Annotated in this window: 18 protein-coding genes; 6 read left to right on the top strand and 12 right to left on the bottom strand. The window is 65.4% G+C overall.

What is annotated here, in order from left to right:
• Positions 1-27: 27 nt before the first annotated feature.
• The 4 genes from BRA1253DRAFT_RS20380 to BRA1253DRAFT_RS20395 all read left to right on the top strand — a co-directional run bounded on the left by BRA1253DRAFT_RS20380 (position 28) and on the right by BRA1253DRAFT_RS20395 (position 3587).
• Positions 28-330 carry a hypothetical protein gene (locus BRA1253DRAFT_RS20380; RefSeq protein WP_007597465.1) on the top strand — a complete coding sequence of 101 codons (303 nt, stop codon included), beginning with the start codon at positions 28-30 and terminating at the stop codon, positions 328-330.
• A gap of 152 nt (positions 331-482) precedes the next feature.
• Positions 483-716: a hypothetical protein gene (locus BRA1253DRAFT_RS20385; protein WP_007597466.1), complete on the top strand. Its 234-nt coding sequence runs from the start codon at positions 483-485 to the stop codon at positions 714-716.
• A 253-nt stretch (positions 717-969) separates the two neighbouring features.
• Positions 970-1653 (top strand): response regulator transcription factor, encoded by a 684-nt coding sequence (locus tag BRA1253DRAFT_RS20390; RefSeq protein ID WP_007597467.1) that lies wholly within the window; start codon positions 970-972, stop codon positions 1651-1653.
• Entirely contained in the window at positions 1650-3587 is a 1938-nt protein-coding gene (locus tag BRA1253DRAFT_RS20395; protein ID WP_007597468.1) for an ATP-binding protein, read from the top strand. Before BRA1253DRAFT_RS20390 ends, BRA1253DRAFT_RS20395 begins: the two co-directional genes overlap by 4 nt.
• 116 nt (positions 3588-3703) lie before the next feature.
• On the opposite strand, the gene BRA1253DRAFT_RS20400 is transcribed toward BRA1253DRAFT_RS20395, so the two are convergent.
• The gene (locus tag BRA1253DRAFT_RS20400) at positions 3704-3985 is read right to left on the bottom strand and encodes a hypothetical protein (RefSeq protein WP_007597469.1); all 282 of its coding nucleotides are present in this window, start codon (positions 3983-3985) and stop codon (positions 3704-3706) included.
• A gap of 235 nt (positions 3986-4220) precedes the next feature.
• On the opposite strand from BRA1253DRAFT_RS20400, the gene BRA1253DRAFT_RS20405 reads away from it, so the two are divergent.
• Positions 4221-4445 (top strand): cysteine rich repeat-containing protein, encoded by a 225-nt coding sequence (locus tag BRA1253DRAFT_RS20405; RefSeq protein ID WP_007597470.1) that lies wholly within the window; start codon positions 4221-4223, stop codon positions 4443-4445.
• 86 nt (positions 4446-4531) lie between these two features.
• Here BRA1253DRAFT_RS20405 and BRA1253DRAFT_RS20410 read toward each other — a convergent pair whose 3' ends face one another.
• From BRA1253DRAFT_RS20410 to BRA1253DRAFT_RS20425, 4 genes are all read right to left on the bottom strand, one after another.
• Complete coding sequence (locus tag BRA1253DRAFT_RS20410) at positions 4532-5251, bottom strand: hypothetical protein (protein ID WP_007597471.1); 720 nt, start codon at positions 5249-5251, stop codon at positions 4532-4534.
• Positions 5252-5337: 86 nt separating this feature from the next.
• A complete protein-coding gene (locus BRA1253DRAFT_RS20415) occupies positions 5338-6048 on the bottom strand; it encodes a hypothetical protein (protein ID WP_007597473.1) in 711 nt (236 codons plus the stop codon).
• Between the two features lie 132 nt (positions 6049-6180).
• Entirely contained in the window at positions 6181-6429 is a 249-nt protein-coding gene (locus BRA1253DRAFT_RS20420) for a hypothetical protein (protein WP_007597474.1), read from the bottom strand.
• 163 nt (positions 6430-6592) lie between these two features.
• Complete coding sequence (locus BRA1253DRAFT_RS20425; protein WP_007597476.1) at positions 6593-7558, bottom strand: nitronate monooxygenase family protein; 966 nt, start codon at positions 7556-7558, stop codon at positions 6593-6595.
• Between the two features lie 108 nt (positions 7559-7666).
• Here BRA1253DRAFT_RS20425 and BRA1253DRAFT_RS20430 point away from each other — a divergent pair, with 108 nt between their 5' ends.
• Complete coding sequence (locus BRA1253DRAFT_RS20430) at positions 7667-9229, top strand: AMP-binding protein (protein ID WP_007597478.1); 1563 nt, start codon at positions 7667-7669, stop codon at positions 9227-9229.
• Positions 9230-9266: 37 nt separating this feature from the next.
• Here the strand turns inward: BRA1253DRAFT_RS20430 and BRA1253DRAFT_RS20435 are convergent, their stop codons facing one another.
• The 7 genes from BRA1253DRAFT_RS20435 to BRA1253DRAFT_RS20465 all read right to left on the bottom strand — a co-directional run bounded on the left by BRA1253DRAFT_RS20435 (position 9267) and on the right by BRA1253DRAFT_RS20465 (position 14729).
• Positions 9267-10040 (bottom strand): thioesterase family protein, encoded by a 774-nt coding sequence (locus BRA1253DRAFT_RS20435; RefSeq protein WP_035993707.1) that lies wholly within the window; start codon positions 10038-10040, stop codon positions 9267-9269.
• Positions 10041-10051: 11 nt separating this feature from the next.
• Positions 10052-11020, bottom strand: coding sequence for a nitronate monooxygenase family protein (locus BRA1253DRAFT_RS20440; RefSeq protein WP_007597481.1), 969 nt, complete (start codon positions 11018-11020; stop codon positions 10052-10054).
• Between the two features lie 149 nt (positions 11021-11169).
• Positions 11170-12570, bottom strand: coding sequence for an aspartate ammonia-lyase (locus BRA1253DRAFT_RS20445; RefSeq protein ID WP_007597482.1), 1401 nt, complete (start codon positions 12568-12570; stop codon positions 11170-11172).
• A 30-nt stretch (positions 12571-12600) separates the two neighbouring features.
• Positions 12601-13137: a hypothetical protein gene (locus BRA1253DRAFT_RS20450; protein WP_007597483.1), complete on the bottom strand. Its 537-nt coding sequence runs from the start codon at positions 13135-13137 to the stop codon at positions 12601-12603.
• Positions 13138-13184: 47 nt separating this feature from the next.
• Positions 13185-13787 (bottom strand): YqaA family protein, encoded by a 603-nt coding sequence (locus BRA1253DRAFT_RS20455; RefSeq protein WP_007597485.1) that lies wholly within the window; start codon positions 13785-13787, stop codon positions 13185-13187.
• Positions 13788-13833: 46 nt separating this feature from the next.
• The gene (hisE, locus tag BRA1253DRAFT_RS20460; RefSeq protein ID WP_007597487.1) at positions 13834-14238 is read right to left on the bottom strand and encodes a phosphoribosyl-ATP diphosphatase; all 405 of its coding nucleotides are present in this window, start codon (positions 14236-14238) and stop codon (positions 13834-13836) included.
• 119 nt (positions 14239-14357) lie between these two features.
• Entirely contained in the window at positions 14358-14729 is a 372-nt protein-coding gene (locus BRA1253DRAFT_RS20465; RefSeq protein ID WP_007597488.1) for a hypothetical protein, read from the bottom strand.
• Position 14730 lies beyond the last annotated feature (1 nt).

The following is a 14730-nucleotide window of genomic DNA, read 5'->3' on the forward strand; positions in this document are numbered from 1 at the left end:
CTTCTTCCGCAACTCGAAGGAGCTCATATGAACGACCTGCACACTTGGCTTTCGCAACAGCACCACGGCCTGCGGACGTTCCGGATCTTTCAGCAAAAGCTCGAGACGCTCGGCCGCGACGACCCCGAACAGCGCGGCCTGTGCCGTCTGTTGAGCGGCCTCGTCAGCAGCTATGTCGACACGTTCGATGAGGCTCCGCTGCCCGTCGAGGTCGCTGACGGCGCCTATCATCGCCTGCTGACGCTGGTCGCAAGCCTCGACCTCGAGGGCGACACCAGCCGGCGGCTCGCGGACATCAACCGGGTTGCGACCTGCGAACTCTGGCACTGACGAGAGCGGCCGGCCGTACGGCTCGCATCCTTGGGACACTTCGCCAGAAGAGGGCTGCGTGCTTCCCGGCATGCCCTCCCTCGGCGGTTCGACTTCGCCGGGCCAGTCCCTATATCGTGTGGCAACACGTAACGATACGGCGAGCAGCTTTGATGGCCAGGAGACGCGCGACCGAAACGGAAGCCGACGATCTCCCCCGCTATTTCGTCTGGGTGCGCGGCCTCGAGGGCCCCGAACCGCAGAAATGGATGACGATGAATTTCGGCGTCGGTGACTGGAAACGGCCGCTCGTGCTCGCCTATCTGGAGCTGCCGGAGGGCGAGCGACACTTGCCGTTGTCGGCGCTGGCCCGGCGATATCCGCCGCCGCGGGGAGAGGCTTCGTAGAGGGGCCATCCTGGGCGGACGCGAGGATCTCACCAGCCCCTCAACCCAGGGCGAGCAACGCCGCACGGCGCGGGTCAGGGTGCAGCATCTGCCCGCGCCGTCGACGCCATCGGCCGCAGCAAAGCGGTAGGCGGCGTCCGCGACGGCGCGGAAGAGTGACAATGCGCCCCCATGATTATGGGTGTCGCGGCGCCGACACCGCGGCTAAACTTGGCCCTGCGCCGCGGGGGACACGCGGTGCAGGACGATGATCATGACCGAACAGGGCGAGACGGGTGAGGCCATCACCATCCTCCTCGTCGAGGACGACGCGCCGACCTGCTGGCGGCTCCACGACGCGCTGGTCAAAGCCGGCTACGAGGTGCGCAGCGCCGGCACGCTCGCAGAGGCCCGCGCCGGGCTCGGCGAGCGGGCGCCGCGCGTGCTGCTCACCGATCTGCGGCTACCCGACGGCCACGGCGTCGAGCTGATCCGCGAGACAAGGCAACGCTTTCCCGACACCGAGATCATGGTGATCTCGGCGCTCGGCGACGAAGAGAGTGTGATCTCCGCGATCACGGTCGGCGCCACCGGCTATCTCCTGAAGGATGCGTTCCCCACTGATATCGCCGCCACCGTGCGCGATCTGGTCGCCGGCCATTCGCCGATCTCGGCCTCGATCGCCCGCTTCATCGTGCGCAGAACGCAAGGTTCCGCGCAGAATGCGGCCGAGCCTCCGCCTGGTCCCGCGCTCAACACCGCAAGGCTCACCCCGCGCGAGATCGACATCCTCTGGGGCATCGCCAAAGGTTTCAGCTACGCCGAGATCGCGAGCCATCTCGGCCTGTCCCGGCAGACCGTGCCCGGCCACATCAAGAACATCTATCGCAAGCTAGAAGTGCACACCCGCAGCGAAGCGGTGTTCGAAGCGGTGCAGCAGGGCCTGATCAAGCTGTGAGCGAGATCGCGGCCAAGGCACCGGTCAAACCCGCGCGGCGCCGGCTGCTGGTCTCGCGCCTCGTACCCTATCTGCTGCTCCAGGCGCTCATAGTTGTCGCGACCGTCCTCGGGCTGCGGCTGCTCCAGCCCAGCGACCCCGACGACTTTGCCCTGAGCGAATTCTCGCTGCGCGAGGACGGCGTGGCACGTCCGGTGACGCTGCCGCATTTCACGTCGTCACGCTATTCCCTGGCCGACCCGCCGCTCTACACCGGCACCTTCACGTTCCGCCGCGGCGACGTGGCGTCGGGATGGTCGGTATTCCTGCCGCGCTTCAGCAACGCGGTGGAAGTCGCAATCAACGGCGTCGTCATCCTGGATTCCCGACGCGATGCCAACGCCAACCGGCCCGACCGCAACACTCCCCAGATCGCGTCAATCCCGTCCTCGCTGCTGCGCGAGGGCGCGAACGAGATCACGGTGCGGCTGTTGGTTTGGGGACCGCTCAAGGGCTTTCTCGACACCGTCTATGTCGGCCCGGATGCGGCCTTGCGGCCGGCCTACGAGACACGCACGCTGATGTTCGTCACGTTGCCCGTGGTGTTCTCCGCCTGGCAGTCGATCCTCGCCGTCATCCTGGCGATCATGTGGCTGATGCGCCGCCGCGAGCCGGTTTACGGCGTCCTCGCCGTGGCGATGGTACTCGGCGTGGTGCAGGCCTTCGCGCCGCCACCGGTGCCCCCCGTCAACACGTCCCGGCTCGTCGCGGTGTTGCTCGCGTCCGCACCGATCGAGAGCGCCCTGGTCGTCGTCTTCGGCGTGCTGTTCTTCGGCTGGCGCTGGCCGCGTTACGGCATGCTGCTGTTCGCACCGGGGCTCGTCGTGTTCGGTGTCGGACTGATCGCCGGCCCGCCGCTGCCGCGCATTCTGTTTCTCCTGCTTGGCATTCCCACCGTCGGTCTCTGCCTGCTCCTGATGGCCTGCGTCACCGCTGCCGCGGTGGTGCGGCGGCAGGACGCGGCAAGCTTCACGCTCGGCTGCGCGGTGACCATTGTGCTGATCTGCTGGGTCCACGACATGCTGTCGGTGTTCGAGATCGTGACCAACGAGCGCATCTTCCTCTCGCGCCTGTCCTATTCGGCGATGCTGGTCGCGATCGGCGCCGGCTTGACCTGGCGGTTCGCGCGCGCGCTGAACCAGGTCGACAGCTTTGCCGACCAGCTCGTGACGCGCGTACGCGAGGCTGAGGAGCGGCTGAAGGCGAGCTTTGCCCGCGAGGAGGAGCGTGCACGGGCCGCCGCGCTCGCCAATGAGCGCACGCGGCTGATGCGCGACCTACATGACGGCCTCGGCGGCCAGCTCATCAGCATCGTGGCACTGTCCGAGCGCGGGCACGAGGGCGCGACCATCACCGACGCCGCCCGTGCGGCGCTGAAGGACCTCCGCCTCGTCATCGATTCCATGGACGACATCGGCGGCGACCTGATGCTCGCACTCGGCTCCTGGCGCGAGCGCGCGACCGCGCAATTGCGACCGCACGACATCGCACTCGACTGGCACGTGGCCACGCCGCAGGGGCTACCGCTGCATCCCGAGCTCAGGCCATGGCATGTCATCCAGATCGTGCGCATCCTCGACGAGGCCGTGACCAATGCGGTCAAGCACGCAGAGGCCCGCCGCATCGCGGTCACCATCGAGACGGTCGACGAAGGTCAGGGACCGTACGGTGTGATCAAGGTCGCGGATGACGGCAAGGGCTTTGCGAACGGTTCTGCGCCGGTCGGCAGCGGCGGAGCCACCGACGCGAGCCAGACCGCGCGGGGCCTTCGCAACATGAGGAGCCGTGCCGCGCGCTGCGGGGCGATGCTCGATCTGAGCTCGGATTCCTCAGGCACGCGCGTGCGGCTGCAATTGCCGCAGGTTTTCCCCGACAGCGATGCCGCCGTCGGCTGAAAAGCCCCCTCTCCGAACGTGTGGGACGCGCGGAGAGAGGGACGGGCCGGATGATTTGCCTGCGGAGGACGGGGGAGTCGTCCGCAATGCTCCTTCGCCCGAACTCTTTGTCTTTCTCAGCGCACGCCGACGCGATTGACCGGACCACCGCGATTCATCGGCGTGCCCGCGCGCACGCCGACACCGGGCGCACCGACCCCGGGTGTCGCGACCGCGACCGCGGCGGCCGGCGCAACAACCACTGCCGCTGTCGGCCGCACCACGCAGCCCTTGGGTATGCCGACCGTCTTGCAATAGACCACCGCCTGCGCCGGGCTCGTGCCCAACGAAACCATCGCCGCACCTGCCAGCGCCAAAATCGTCAGCCCGGCGCTCAGCGCTCCCGCTCTTTTCGACATCTTGCTCTCCTGCTTCCCGTTCGGCGGCCCGATGCAATCACCGGGTCTCGCAGCCGACGTGCAGCCTGAATGACAAAAGACGGCGCGCTGATACATGCCATGAAAATGGGGGTACGGCGGCGGGACGGGCTGGCCGATGCCATGAACATGGCATGGACCTGCGCCCGGGGCTCGCGAGATGGTCCGGCCCACTTGATCCCAGGCGGGACCAACGACATTCCCAAGGAGGTGTTTTATGAAGATTTCGGTTCTTGCCGTGCTGCTGCTCGCCGCTACCGCCCAGACCGCCGCTGCGCAATCCGGTCCGACGCCGCAGGAGCAGATGACCTGCCGAAGCGACGCGAGCAAATTCTGCGCCGAACACATCGGCAAGCCGCCGCAGATGAATGCCTGCCTGCGCGAGAACAAGTCGAAGCTTTCGGACGGCTGCCGCAAGGTCGTGGAGTCACACGGCGGGTAAGTGCTCGCCATCCACAGCACAAACCTCGCCGGCGCCAATGCCGTCAGGCCAATAGACGTCGATGCGCCGGTCATAGAGGATGGACGCTAATCGTCGTCTCCGAATAGCCTGATCTGCGGAAAACCGCCGTGCGGCCTGCTCGGGACCTCGCGTGCATCGGCATCTTCGCGGATGTTGCGCGCGACGTCGTCCCAATCGGTGCGGTCGCGCATACCACGCGGCTCGCGGAAATCGTAATGACGGCGCTCGGCCCAGCGCTCACGGCGCTCCGTCCGGCGCCGTTCAGACGTGGCGCGCTTGACGTCAGAATCCCTGGCTTTGGCATAGGCGTTGTCGGATGACGGCTCTGTCGATGCCTGTCGCTCGGCAGGCTTTGCGACTTGCGGAGGCGACGCCGGTGGCGGTTTCGGGGGCTCCACCGCGGCCGCTTGCGAAGGCTGTTGCGCTGGCTGTTCAGCGTTGGCTTGAGTGGTCTGCGTGTCGGGCTTCACCGCTTCGGACTTTGCCTCAGGCTTGGACTCGGCCTTCGCGTCGGATCTGGCGTCGGATTTGGCTTCGGCCTGCGCTGGCGCGGCGACCATGGCGCCGAATGCTTGCGAGCCGGTGAGATATTGCAGGCGCTCGGATGGCGCGTCCGTCGTGGCGGGCTTGGCGTCAGCGCGCTGCGCGATCTTGCTGGTATCAGGCCCCTGCTTGGGCGAGACCGGATTCATGATATTGCCGGCGACAATGCCGCCGCCGAGACCAATGGCGATGGCTGCGACGATGGTTCCTGCACCGACGAAATAGGCTGTCGAGGCGCGCATTGGTCCACTCCCTCTTTGGAGCGGGCAACGCTTCTCGATTGCCTGATGTTCCCGATACATGCGCAGTTCCGGAAGGAACTTGCGCGTCAGATCTGCTGCGCGACCTTCTCGAGCCCGATGATGCGGGCGAGTTTGCGCACTTCCTCTTTCTGGTCGTCACGCAGCTGGAACAGGAGCGGCATCGCGGCCGACTTCAACTGCTGGACCTCGTCGCAATTGGGATCGATCGGCACGCCCTGCACGTTCGGATTGGACAGCTTGTTTGCCGAGATCTTGCGGACGACGTTGCGCAGCGCGGTTTCGACCGAGGGCCAGTAATATTCCTGCGACGACGACAACTTCAGACGGTCCCTGATGCCCGCGATCTGCACGTCGGACAGGAGTGAATAGGATTTCTGCGGCTGCGGCTTGGCAACGACCTTCGGCTTGGCCGGGACTTCGACGGCAGGAATCTCTGCAGCGGCCGGAGCCTCGTTCACGCTCGCCTTGGGCATCGGGAAATCGGATGGCGTGGCGGCGGCAAACGCCTGGCGCAGCGGCTCGGTCAGCACGGGCATTTGCGAGAGCTTGTCGGCCGGAACGTGGACCGGGTCGATGGCGGCCGAGGCCAGCGCCAGCGTCGGAACCAGACGGTCAGCCTTGGCCGCCCGATTGGTTGCAAGCGGCTTGGGTGCCGGCGCCTGCGTGATCATTTCGGCGCTGACGCTGGGCACGCTGTCGCGGCCGAGAATGGCGGTGGTGGCGGCGCCGAGGACGAGGAAGCAGGTCAGCACGACGATGGTGATGGCTTTCGACAAACGTCTCTCCGCAACCGGCTTCAAGTCCACGTGATCACTGCCCGGAAACTGGGCGAAAATTAAGGCTTAACCGTGCCATCGCGGCGGCAATCGCGCGGACTGCGGCGACATCACCTAGAAGGATCAACAAAATCAGGCAGCTAGCGCCAGATCGTAAGCGTCCTGGATGTCGGCCACGATCTCCGAGGCCTCCCAAACTCCACGCGGCTCGACCGACTGCAGCGCCACCGTCCAATTGCCGCCCCGGCGGGTGCGGGGGACGCTGACGATGTCGAAGCGCACGTTGCGGCACAGCGGATGGCGGGCCAGCGCATGGGCTACGCGAATGCGAATTTCGTCCAGCGAAGCCGCCGTCTTGGTGTTGAGAAAGTCGAAGTCCATCGCCTGTCCCTCTCGGTCCTGATTGGCGCCTGAGGGGGATTCTGGGCGATCGATGGTTAATCTGCCGTTAAGTGTGGGGCTGCGGAGCCATGCGGGATTAACTGTGACCGATGCGACGGTATCTCCTTCCCTCTCCCGGTTCTTCCGGAAAAGGGGGCCGGGTCTACCGCTCCACCGCCTCACGGTATTCCGCGAGCGTTGATGCGACGAGGTCGTCAACCGCGAGAACATCGGTCACGCCGGATGTCGAGTGCCCACCGCTCCAGATATCGCGCCAGCGCTTTGGCCGGTTCTCTCGTGCGGTAACGTCGATGTCCTTGCCGATGTCGATCGCGCCGCGCGCCGGCAGATCGTCGGGATCGAGACCCGCGGCGACGATCGACGGCTTCAGCATGCTGGTTTGAAGTCCCGTGAATGCGGTGGTCAGCAGGATATCGTCGGCGCTGCTCTCGACCAGAAGCCGCTTGTAACGATCATCCGCCATGCTCTCGTGGGTCGCGATGAACTTTGTACCCATGTAGCCGAGATCGCAGCCGAGCACTTCGGCCGCGCGCAATGCGTAGCCGTCGCTGATGCCCCCCGCGAGCACGATGATGCCATCGTAGAACGCGCGCACCGCGCGGACGAAGGCGAACGGGTTGAGCCAGCCGGTCTGGCCGCCCGCGCCCGCAGTGAGCAGCACGAGCCCGTCGGCACCTGCTTCCGCCGCGCGTTCGGCGTGGCGGATCGAGGCAACATCCGCAAGCACCAATGCGCCGGCGTCGTGCAGCGGCTTCAGCACCGGCGTGGGGGAGCCGACCGAGGTGATGACGATCTCCGGCCTGTGGTGCAGCAACACGGCGAGATCCTGCTGCAGCCGTGCATTGGAGCGGTGCACGATCAGGTTTGGGCAAAGCGGCGCGGCCTTGCGGCCGGTTTGATCTTCGTGCCGCAGCAGCCGCGTTTCGATGTCGGTGAGCCATTCATCGAGTTGTTCGGTGCTACGGCAATTCGCGCTGGGGAAGCTGCCGATCACGCCGTTGCGGCAGGCAGCTACCATGAGCTCGACGCCCGACACGAGAAACATCGGCGCGGCAATCAGCGGCAGGGCGAGACGACCGTGGAAATGTTGCAGCCGATCTGACGTCACGCATGCCTCCCTCGCGCGGGCTTAGTCGTTCCATCCCGCATTCCCTGTGCTAGCGTCGCGATAAACATTGGCACGCCAGAAGCCGATGACAAAGCAGCGAGGAAACATATGTCCGATCCGCTCTACGCATCGTCCCCGACTTGCGCGCAGGCGCTGCGGGCGCTGTCGCGCTATCCGGGCCGCACCGCGTTCGCGTGGCCCGGCGGATCGCTGAGCTATCAGGGCACCATCGACCTGATCGGGCGCATCCAGGGCGTGTTCATGCGGCTTGGATTGCAGCCCGGCGCGCGGGTCGCCTTCCTCACCGCGAACCGCGCCGACACATGGTGCACCGGCGTCGCCGCGCAATTGTCGCGGCTCTGCGTCACCTGGCTGCATCCTTTGGGATCGCGGGCAGACCAGCTGTTTCAGCTCGAGGATTCCGAGGCCGAGGTGCTGGTGGTCGATGCGGCCGCCTTCCGAGATCGCGGCGGCGAACTCGCCGCGCAGGCGGCGTGGCTCAAGGCGGTCTTCACCATGGGACCGGCCGCCTATGGCGTCGACCTGTTGCAGGCGATCGAGATCGAAGGCCATGCCAGCGCGCATTGCCTCGCCGGCCCCGACGATCTCTCCACGCTGAATTATACCGGTGGCACGACCGGCAAATCCAAGGGCGCGTTGCGCTACCACCGCGAAAATGCCGGGGCCGCGGCCGCGATCCTCGCCGACTTCGAGATCCCCGATGGCGCGCGCTACCTCGCGGTGGCACCGATCAGCCATGTCGCCGGCACGAAGGTGCTGCCGACCCTGATGCGTGGCGGCACCGTGCACATGCTGAAGGGTTTTGATCCCGAGGCGGTGCTGGCGACGATCGCGCGCGAGCGCATCAACTTCACGCTGTTCGTGCCGACCATGATCTATGTGCTGCTCGATCATCCCGCATTGAGCAGGACCAAGCTCTCCTCGCTCGAACTGGTGCTCTACGGCGCCTCCGCGATGTCGCCGAGCCGCTTGATCGAGGGCATCGAGCGGATCGGGCCGGTGTTCTCGCAGCTTTACGGCCAGACCGAATGCTATCCAATCTCGGTGCTGCGCAAGGCGGATCACGATCCCAGGACGCCCGAACTGTTCCTGTCCTGCGGCTTCCCGATCGCGGCCTGCGAGGTCCGAATCCTCGACGACAACGATCAAGAAGTGAAGACGGGCGAAGCCGGTGAGATCTGCGTGCGCGCCCCGCACGCGATGGCGGAGTACTGGAAGCGGCCCGACATCACCGCCGAGACGCTTCGGAACGGATGGGTCCATACCGGCGACATCGCGCGCAGGGACGAACGCGGCTACATGTTCATCCTCGACCGCAAGAAGGACATGATCGTCTCCGGCGGCTTCAACATCTTTCCGCGGGAAATCGAGGACGTGCTGTCACAGCACGCCGACGTGGCCATGGTCGCGGTCGTCGGCATCCCTGACGAGAAATGGGGCGAAGCCGTCACTGCCATCGTCGTGCCGCGCGAGGGCGCTACGCCTGACGCCGACGAGCTGATCAACATGGTGAGAACGCGGAAGGGCTCGGCTCACGCGCCCAAGCATATCCAGTTCGTCAGGCAATTGCCGATGACCGGCGTCGGCAAGGTCGACAAGAAGGTGCTGCGCGCGGAATTCTGGAGCGGGCGGGACCGGATGGTGGGGTAGCTCCTGCCCCGGCCGCGGCGCAGTCTCACGCAGCCCCTCACCGCTTCTCGATCACCAGGCTCTGCACGGCGCGGCCAAAATACCCCGTCCGGTCCGCCAGCCGCGACATCGCAAGCCCGGCACCATCGGGGCCGATCCAGGAATCACCGTCGAGCAGGATCCATTCGCCGACCGGCTGGCGCGCAAAGCTCACGGTGAGGTCAGCGTTGATGTAGGTCCAGGCGCGGAAATCGAGCGACGAGGCGGTGCCGTTGGAAAAATCGGCCGCGACCACGGCGCGCATCGCCTGCGAGAGCGGTTCGCCTGCGATCAGGGGATGGTCGACGCGAAACCAGATCGCGCCGGCGCCGGCTTGCCCGAAGCGGCCGCGCGCGGCGCGCATCGACACCGATCGCACGAACGGGCTGGTGGCGGCATGACCGTCCTCGAGCAGCGAGTCCTCCGGCGACGGCAGCGTAACCGGCAGTGCCTTGATGTCATCGGGCAGCGTCAGCGCCTGGCGCTTGATCTTGAGCACGGTGGCGCCGACCACCTGTACGCCGTCGGCGAGCAGCTTGACCCCGCAGAGCTGGATCTTGCGGCCCTCGCGCAAGACCTCGGTCGCGATCGTGAGCGGCGCCACCGGAACCGGGCGCATCAGGTCGATGGTGACGCGCGCGATGTCCATCGCGACAGGCGTCGGAATACGCTCAGCCGCCCACGTCACCAGCGAGGCCGGCGCCGAGCCGTGCTGCATGCGCCGGTCCCACGGGCCGGCGGCATCCGGGCTGGTGATGACGCTGTTGCCGTCGACGCGGTAGATGGCCGTCATTGGGAGGGCCATTACAACGGCGGATCGATCGCTTCGTCGTACTCCTTCTTGAAGCGCGCGATCAGCTCGGCGGCGGGAAGAATGCCGTCGACGCTGCCGATGCCCTGGCCGGAGCCCCAGATCTCCTTCCAGGCCTTCGGCTTGGCGCGCTCGCCGGAGGCGTCGGTGCCGAAGTTCATCTTCGAGGGATCGGACGTCGGCAGGTTCTCCGGATCCATGCCGGCGGCGAGAATCGACGGCTTCAGATAGTTGCCGTGCACGCCGGTGAACAGGTTGGAATAGACGATGTCGTCGGCCGTCGCGCCGGCGATCATCTCCTTGTACTTCTCGACCGCATTGGCTTCCTTGGTGGCGATAAAGGCCGAGCCGATATAGGCAAAGTCGGCTCCGAGAATGCGCGCGGCGCGGATCGCCTTGCCGTTGCCGATCGCGCCCGACAGCGCGATCGGGCCGTCGAACCATTTTCGTGTCTCGGCGACGAATGCCAACGGCGAGATCGTGCCGGCATGGCCGCCGGCGCCCGCCGCGACCAGGATCAGGCCGTCGGCGCCCTTCTCGATCGCCTTGTGCGCAAACTTCTGGTTGATCACATCGTGGAAAACGATGCCGCCCCAGCCGTGCACGGCCTGGTTCAGCTCCTCGCGCGCGCCGAGCGACGAGATGATCATCGGCACCTTGTACTTGGCGCAAAGCTGCATGTCGTGATCGAGCCGGTTGTTCGACTTGTGCACGATTTGGTTGACCGCGAACGGCGCCGACGGCTTGTCCGGATGCGCGCGGTCATAGGCCGCGAGCTCTTCAGTGATCCGCGCCAGCCACTCGTCAAGCAGCTCCGGCGGACGCGCGTTCAGCGAGGGAAACGAGCCGACCACGCCCGCCTTGCACTGCGCGATCACGAGATCGGGCACCGAGATGATGAAGAGCGGCGAGCCGATCACGGGGATCGACAGGCGTCCCCTAAACAAGGCAGGCATGGACATTGCGAGACGATCCTCTGTTGGCGGTCACATCGAAGTTGGGGGCCATACCAACAAGGCAATCTTTCCACTGTCAAGTATTGCGTTTTGGCGCCGTGGAGGACGCCGTTACCGCAATTCCAACGCGCGGAATTCAGGGCGGACCGACGACATCACGCAAGCAAATCTGGATTGATCAGCCGCTCGAACGAAAACATCTCGTCCCATTTCTCCTGGGTCAGCAGCTTGCGCTCGACCACGACGATCTGGTGCAGCGACTTGCCGCTCTTGTAGCCCTCGCGCGCGATCTCGGCGCATTGCTTGTACCCGAGCAGCGGCTTTAGCACCGTGACGATACCGAGCGAATTCAGCACCATGTTGCGGGTGTGCTCCTCGTTGGCAGTGATGCCGACGACGCAATTCTCGCGCAGGCTGTTGACCGCGCGCTCCATGGTGCGGATCGAGAAGAACAGCGCGAACGAGATCACCGGCTCCATCACATTGAGCTGGAGCTGACCGGCGGACGCCGCGAGCGTCACGGTGGTGTCGAGCCCGATCACGAGGAAGCTGGTCTGGTTGACAACCTCGGGGATCACAGGATTGACCTTGCCGGGCATGATCGAGGAACCCGGCTGAAGCTGCGGCAGGTTGATCTCGTTGAAGCCGGCACGCGGGCCCGAGGCGAGCAGGCGGATGTCGTTGCAGATCTTCGTTAGCTTGCTCGCGGTGCGCTTGAGAACGCCGGAGAGCTGCACATAGGCGCCGGTATCCGACGTCGCCTCGACGAGATCGCCGGCGAGGATGAAGTCGACGCCGGTGAGCGCGCTCAGATGCCGGACCGCGAGCTTGGGATAGCCGTGCGCGGCGGTGACGGAGGTGCCGATCGCAGTGGCGCCGAGATTGATCTCGCGCAGCAGCGCGCGGGCCTCGGAGATTCGATCGACCTCCTCGCCCATGGTGGTGCCCCAACCGCGGAATTCGGCGCCGAGCGACATCGGCACCGCGTCCTGCAAATGGGTGCGGCCCATCTTCAGCACGCGCTCGAACTCCCTGCCCTTGGCGAAGAACGCCTCCTGGAGCTGGCGCAGCGCCGTCATGTAGCTCTCGAGCCGCAGGATCAGCGCCAGCCGAAAGGCGGTCGGATAGGTGTCGTTGGTCGACTGTCCGTAATTGACGTGATCGTTGGGGCTGACGTGCTGGTAGTCGCCCTTCGCAAAGCCGAGCGATTCCAGCGCGAGATTGGCGATCACCTCGTTGGCGTTCATGTTGGTGGAGGTGCCGGCCCCGCCCTGGATGAAGTCGGTGACGAACTGGTCCATCATGTCGCCGGCGATGACGCGATCGCAGCCCACGATGATGGCTTCCGCGACCTTGGTGTCCACCGCGCCGAGATCGCGGTTGGCCATGGCGGCGGCCTTCTTGACGTAACCAAGCGCCTTCACGAAGTAAGGCTCCTGGTTCATCGGAATGCCGGTGATGTGGAAGTTCTCCTTCCCACGGATGGTCTGGACGCCGTAGTAGATGTCGTCGGCGATCTCACGCTGTCCGAGGAAGTCCTGCTCCGTGCGGCTCATGGGCGCTCCTTGCTTGCTCGCGCGACGTCCTCAGTTCTGGCACAGCGCGCTGGTGACGAAGGTATCGGTGCGGCAGTCATCCGGTTTGCGTTGCCTGCCCGGGATCAGAACCTTGGCCGAGCACTTTTCCGCGGAATCGGCATTCAGGCTCTTGCCTTCCGTGTAGCCCTTGCTCTGGCAGAGTTTGTCGGCGGCGAGCTTGCAGTCGGGCGCGCCGTTCGACGAGGCCGGACAGGCGACGCGTCCCGACACCATGGTCGACGGCTTCGCTAGGCGCGACAAATCGTTCATGGTCTCGCTCGGACTTTTGATCGGCGGCAGGATCGACGGCAGCTTGTCGAACAGCTTGCCCATTTCGTTGATCAGCCCGGGATTTTCCTCATGCGCCGGCGGCGACGAAGGAGCTGTCGAGGGCGCCGGTGCGGCCTGCGGTCCTTGCTCCTGCAAGCCGAGCGCCGGCGGCGCGGATTGCGGCCATCCGGTGCCGCCGGCAACGAGCAGGAGCGAAAGCACCGCAAATGTCAGCGTGCCCAGCCGCAGGACCGGATTGCCGGATCGAAGCATCATGACGGCAACCGTAGCCGAACGAGGCGCGGCGGCAAAGCGCCTTGGAGTTAGATCAACTTGATTGCGACGACAAAGCCGAGCACGAGCACCGCAGCGCCGATTGCCACCACCAATCCGAGATGCTTCTCGATCTTGACCCGGATCCAGTCGCCGTAGCGGTTGAGCAGGATCGCCACGATAAAGAAGCGCCCGCCACGCGCCACGATCGAGCACAGGATGAAGAGCCCGATATTGTAGCCGGCAAAGCCGGACGTGATGGTCACGAGCTTGTAGGGGATCGGCGTCAGGCCCTTGAGCAGGATGATCACGGCGCCCCATTCGGCATAGGAGGCGCGGAAGGCGTCGACCTTGCCGCCGAGGCCATAGACCTCGATCAGCCAATGGCCGACCGAGTCGAAGAGCAGCGCACCGATGGCGTAGCCCAACAGACCACCCACCACCGACGTCGCAGTGCAGATCGCCGCATAGACCCAGGCGCGCTGCGGGCGCGCCAGTGACATCGGGATCAGCATCACGTCCGGCGGGACGGGAAAGAAGGAGCTTTCAGCGAAAGCCACGGCGCCCATGATCCAGAGCGCGTAAGGCTTGTGAGCGGCGTCGATGCACCAGTCGTAGATACGTTTCAGCATGGCGCCGCGATGAAGCACCATGGGACGGATTTGTCCATGGCCGGGATGAGACCGATTTGTGCCAATATTAGTGGCGCTTGCGCGCGGTGCGGCCTTCGAGCGCGACGATAGGCCGCCTGGCGGCGACCCGCGGTGACGCAACTTTGGGCAGCTTCATCGCCGACTTCGGCAGCTTCTCGGCGATGCCGAGCATGTCTTCACGCCGCGTCATCTCGCGCCAGACGTCCTCGGGGCGCACGCCGGCCGAGGCCCAGAGCACGGTCAGATTGTAGAGTAGATCGGCGCTTTCCCGGATCACGGCTTCGCTATCGCCGTTGACCGCGTCGATGACGACCTCGATGGCCTCTTCAGCCAGTTTCTTCGCCATTTTTGACGGGCCGCGCTGAAACAGCCGCGCGGTGCGCGATGTTGCCGGATCAAGGTCCCTGGCCGCGAGCACAGCCAGATATAGCCGCTCAAGCGAATCACTCATGGTACTCGAAACTACTCTAAACCCATGGCGAGCGCGTTAACGCGCGATAGTAAAAGCCCAAAATGGGCCGCCGCGGCAAGCACGACGGCCCGTTTGTGGTCAACCTTTTGCGGCCAAACCTAGTAGCAGTTGGTGTGGTAGCCTTGGCCGCAAAGCTCCGACGGAGCGGTGCCGCCGTAGCGCTGATACTGGTAGTTCGGGCCGGGTCCGTAATACGGGCCATCACCGTAATAGGCAGGGCCGCTGTAATAGGCGGGACCGCCATAATAAGGGCCGTCGTCATAGGCGTAGGCATTGCGGGTCGCGGCGATTGCGAGGCCGGTGCCGATAGCACCGGCAATGGCCGCGCCGGCAAAGGCCGCGCCGCCGCCACCATGCCAATGGCGGCCGCCCGCGTATGAAGCGGTCGGGGTCATTGCGGTCAGCGCCAGCACCGCGGCGGTAGCGAGAAGGGCCTTACGGCCGGCAAATCCTGAAAATCTGTCAAACATG

The organism is Bradyrhizobium sp. WSM1253 (genome assembly GCF_000244935.1).
GTDB classification, from domain to species: Bacteria; Pseudomonadota; Alphaproteobacteria; order Rhizobiales; family Xanthobacteraceae; genus Bradyrhizobium; species Bradyrhizobium canariense.

Excerpts from the sequence above, each read along its gene's own strand:
- BRA1253DRAFT_RS20385 (WP_007597466.1), top strand. The coding sequence starts at position 483 with ATGGCCAGGAGACGCGCGACCGAAACGGAAGCCGACGATCTCCCCCGC.
- hisE (WP_007597487.1), bottom strand. The coding sequence starts at position 14,238 with ATGAGTGATTCGCTTGAGCGGCTATATCTGGCTGTGCTCGCGGCCAGG.
- BRA1253DRAFT_RS20400 (WP_007597469.1), bottom strand. The coding sequence starts at position 3,985 with ATGTCGAAAAGAGCGGGAGCGCTGAGCGCCGGGCTGACGATTTTGGCG.
- BRA1253DRAFT_RS20420 (WP_007597474.1), bottom strand. The coding sequence starts at position 6,429 with ATGGACTTCGACTTTCTCAACACCAAGACGGCGGCTTCGCTGGACGAA.
- BRA1253DRAFT_RS20390 (WP_007597467.1), top strand. The coding sequence starts at position 970 with ATGACCGAACAGGGCGAGACGGGTGAGGCCATCACCATCCTCCTCGTC.
- BRA1253DRAFT_RS20450 (WP_007597483.1), bottom strand. The coding sequence starts at position 13,137 with ATGATGCTTCGATCCGGCAATCCGGTCCTGCGGCTGGGCACGCTGACA.
- BRA1253DRAFT_RS20465 (WP_007597488.1), bottom strand. The coding sequence starts at position 14,729 with ATGTTTGACAGATTTTCAGGATTTGCCGGCCGTAAGGCCCTTCTCGCT.
- BRA1253DRAFT_RS20410 (WP_007597471.1), bottom strand. The coding sequence starts at position 5,251 with ATGCGCGCCTCGACAGCCTATTTCGTCGGTGCAGGAACCATCGTCGCA.
- BRA1253DRAFT_RS20445 (WP_007597482.1), bottom strand. The coding sequence starts at position 12,570 with ATGAGCCGCACGGAGCAGGACTTCCTCGGACAGCGTGAGATCGCCGAC.
- BRA1253DRAFT_RS20440 (WP_007597481.1), bottom strand. The coding sequence starts at position 11,020 with ATGTCCATGCCTGCCTTGTTTAGGGGACGCCTGTCGATCCCCGTGATC.
- BRA1253DRAFT_RS20430 (WP_007597478.1), top strand. The coding sequence starts at position 7,667 with ATGTCCGATCCGCTCTACGCATCGTCCCCGACTTGCGCGCAGGCGCTG.
- BRA1253DRAFT_RS20455 (WP_007597485.1), bottom strand. The coding sequence starts at position 13,787 with ATGGTGCTTCATCGCGGCGCCATGCTGAAACGTATCTACGACTGGTGC.
- BRA1253DRAFT_RS20405 (WP_007597470.1), top strand. The coding sequence starts at position 4,221 with ATGAAGATTTCGGTTCTTGCCGTGCTGCTGCTCGCCGCTACCGCCCAG.
- BRA1253DRAFT_RS20380 (WP_007597465.1), top strand. The coding sequence starts at position 28 with ATGAACGACCTGCACACTTGGCTTTCGCAACAGCACCACGGCCTGCGG.
- BRA1253DRAFT_RS20435 (WP_035993707.1), bottom strand. The coding sequence starts at position 10,040 with ATGACGGCCATCTACCGCGTCGACGGCAACAGCGTCATCACCAGCCCG.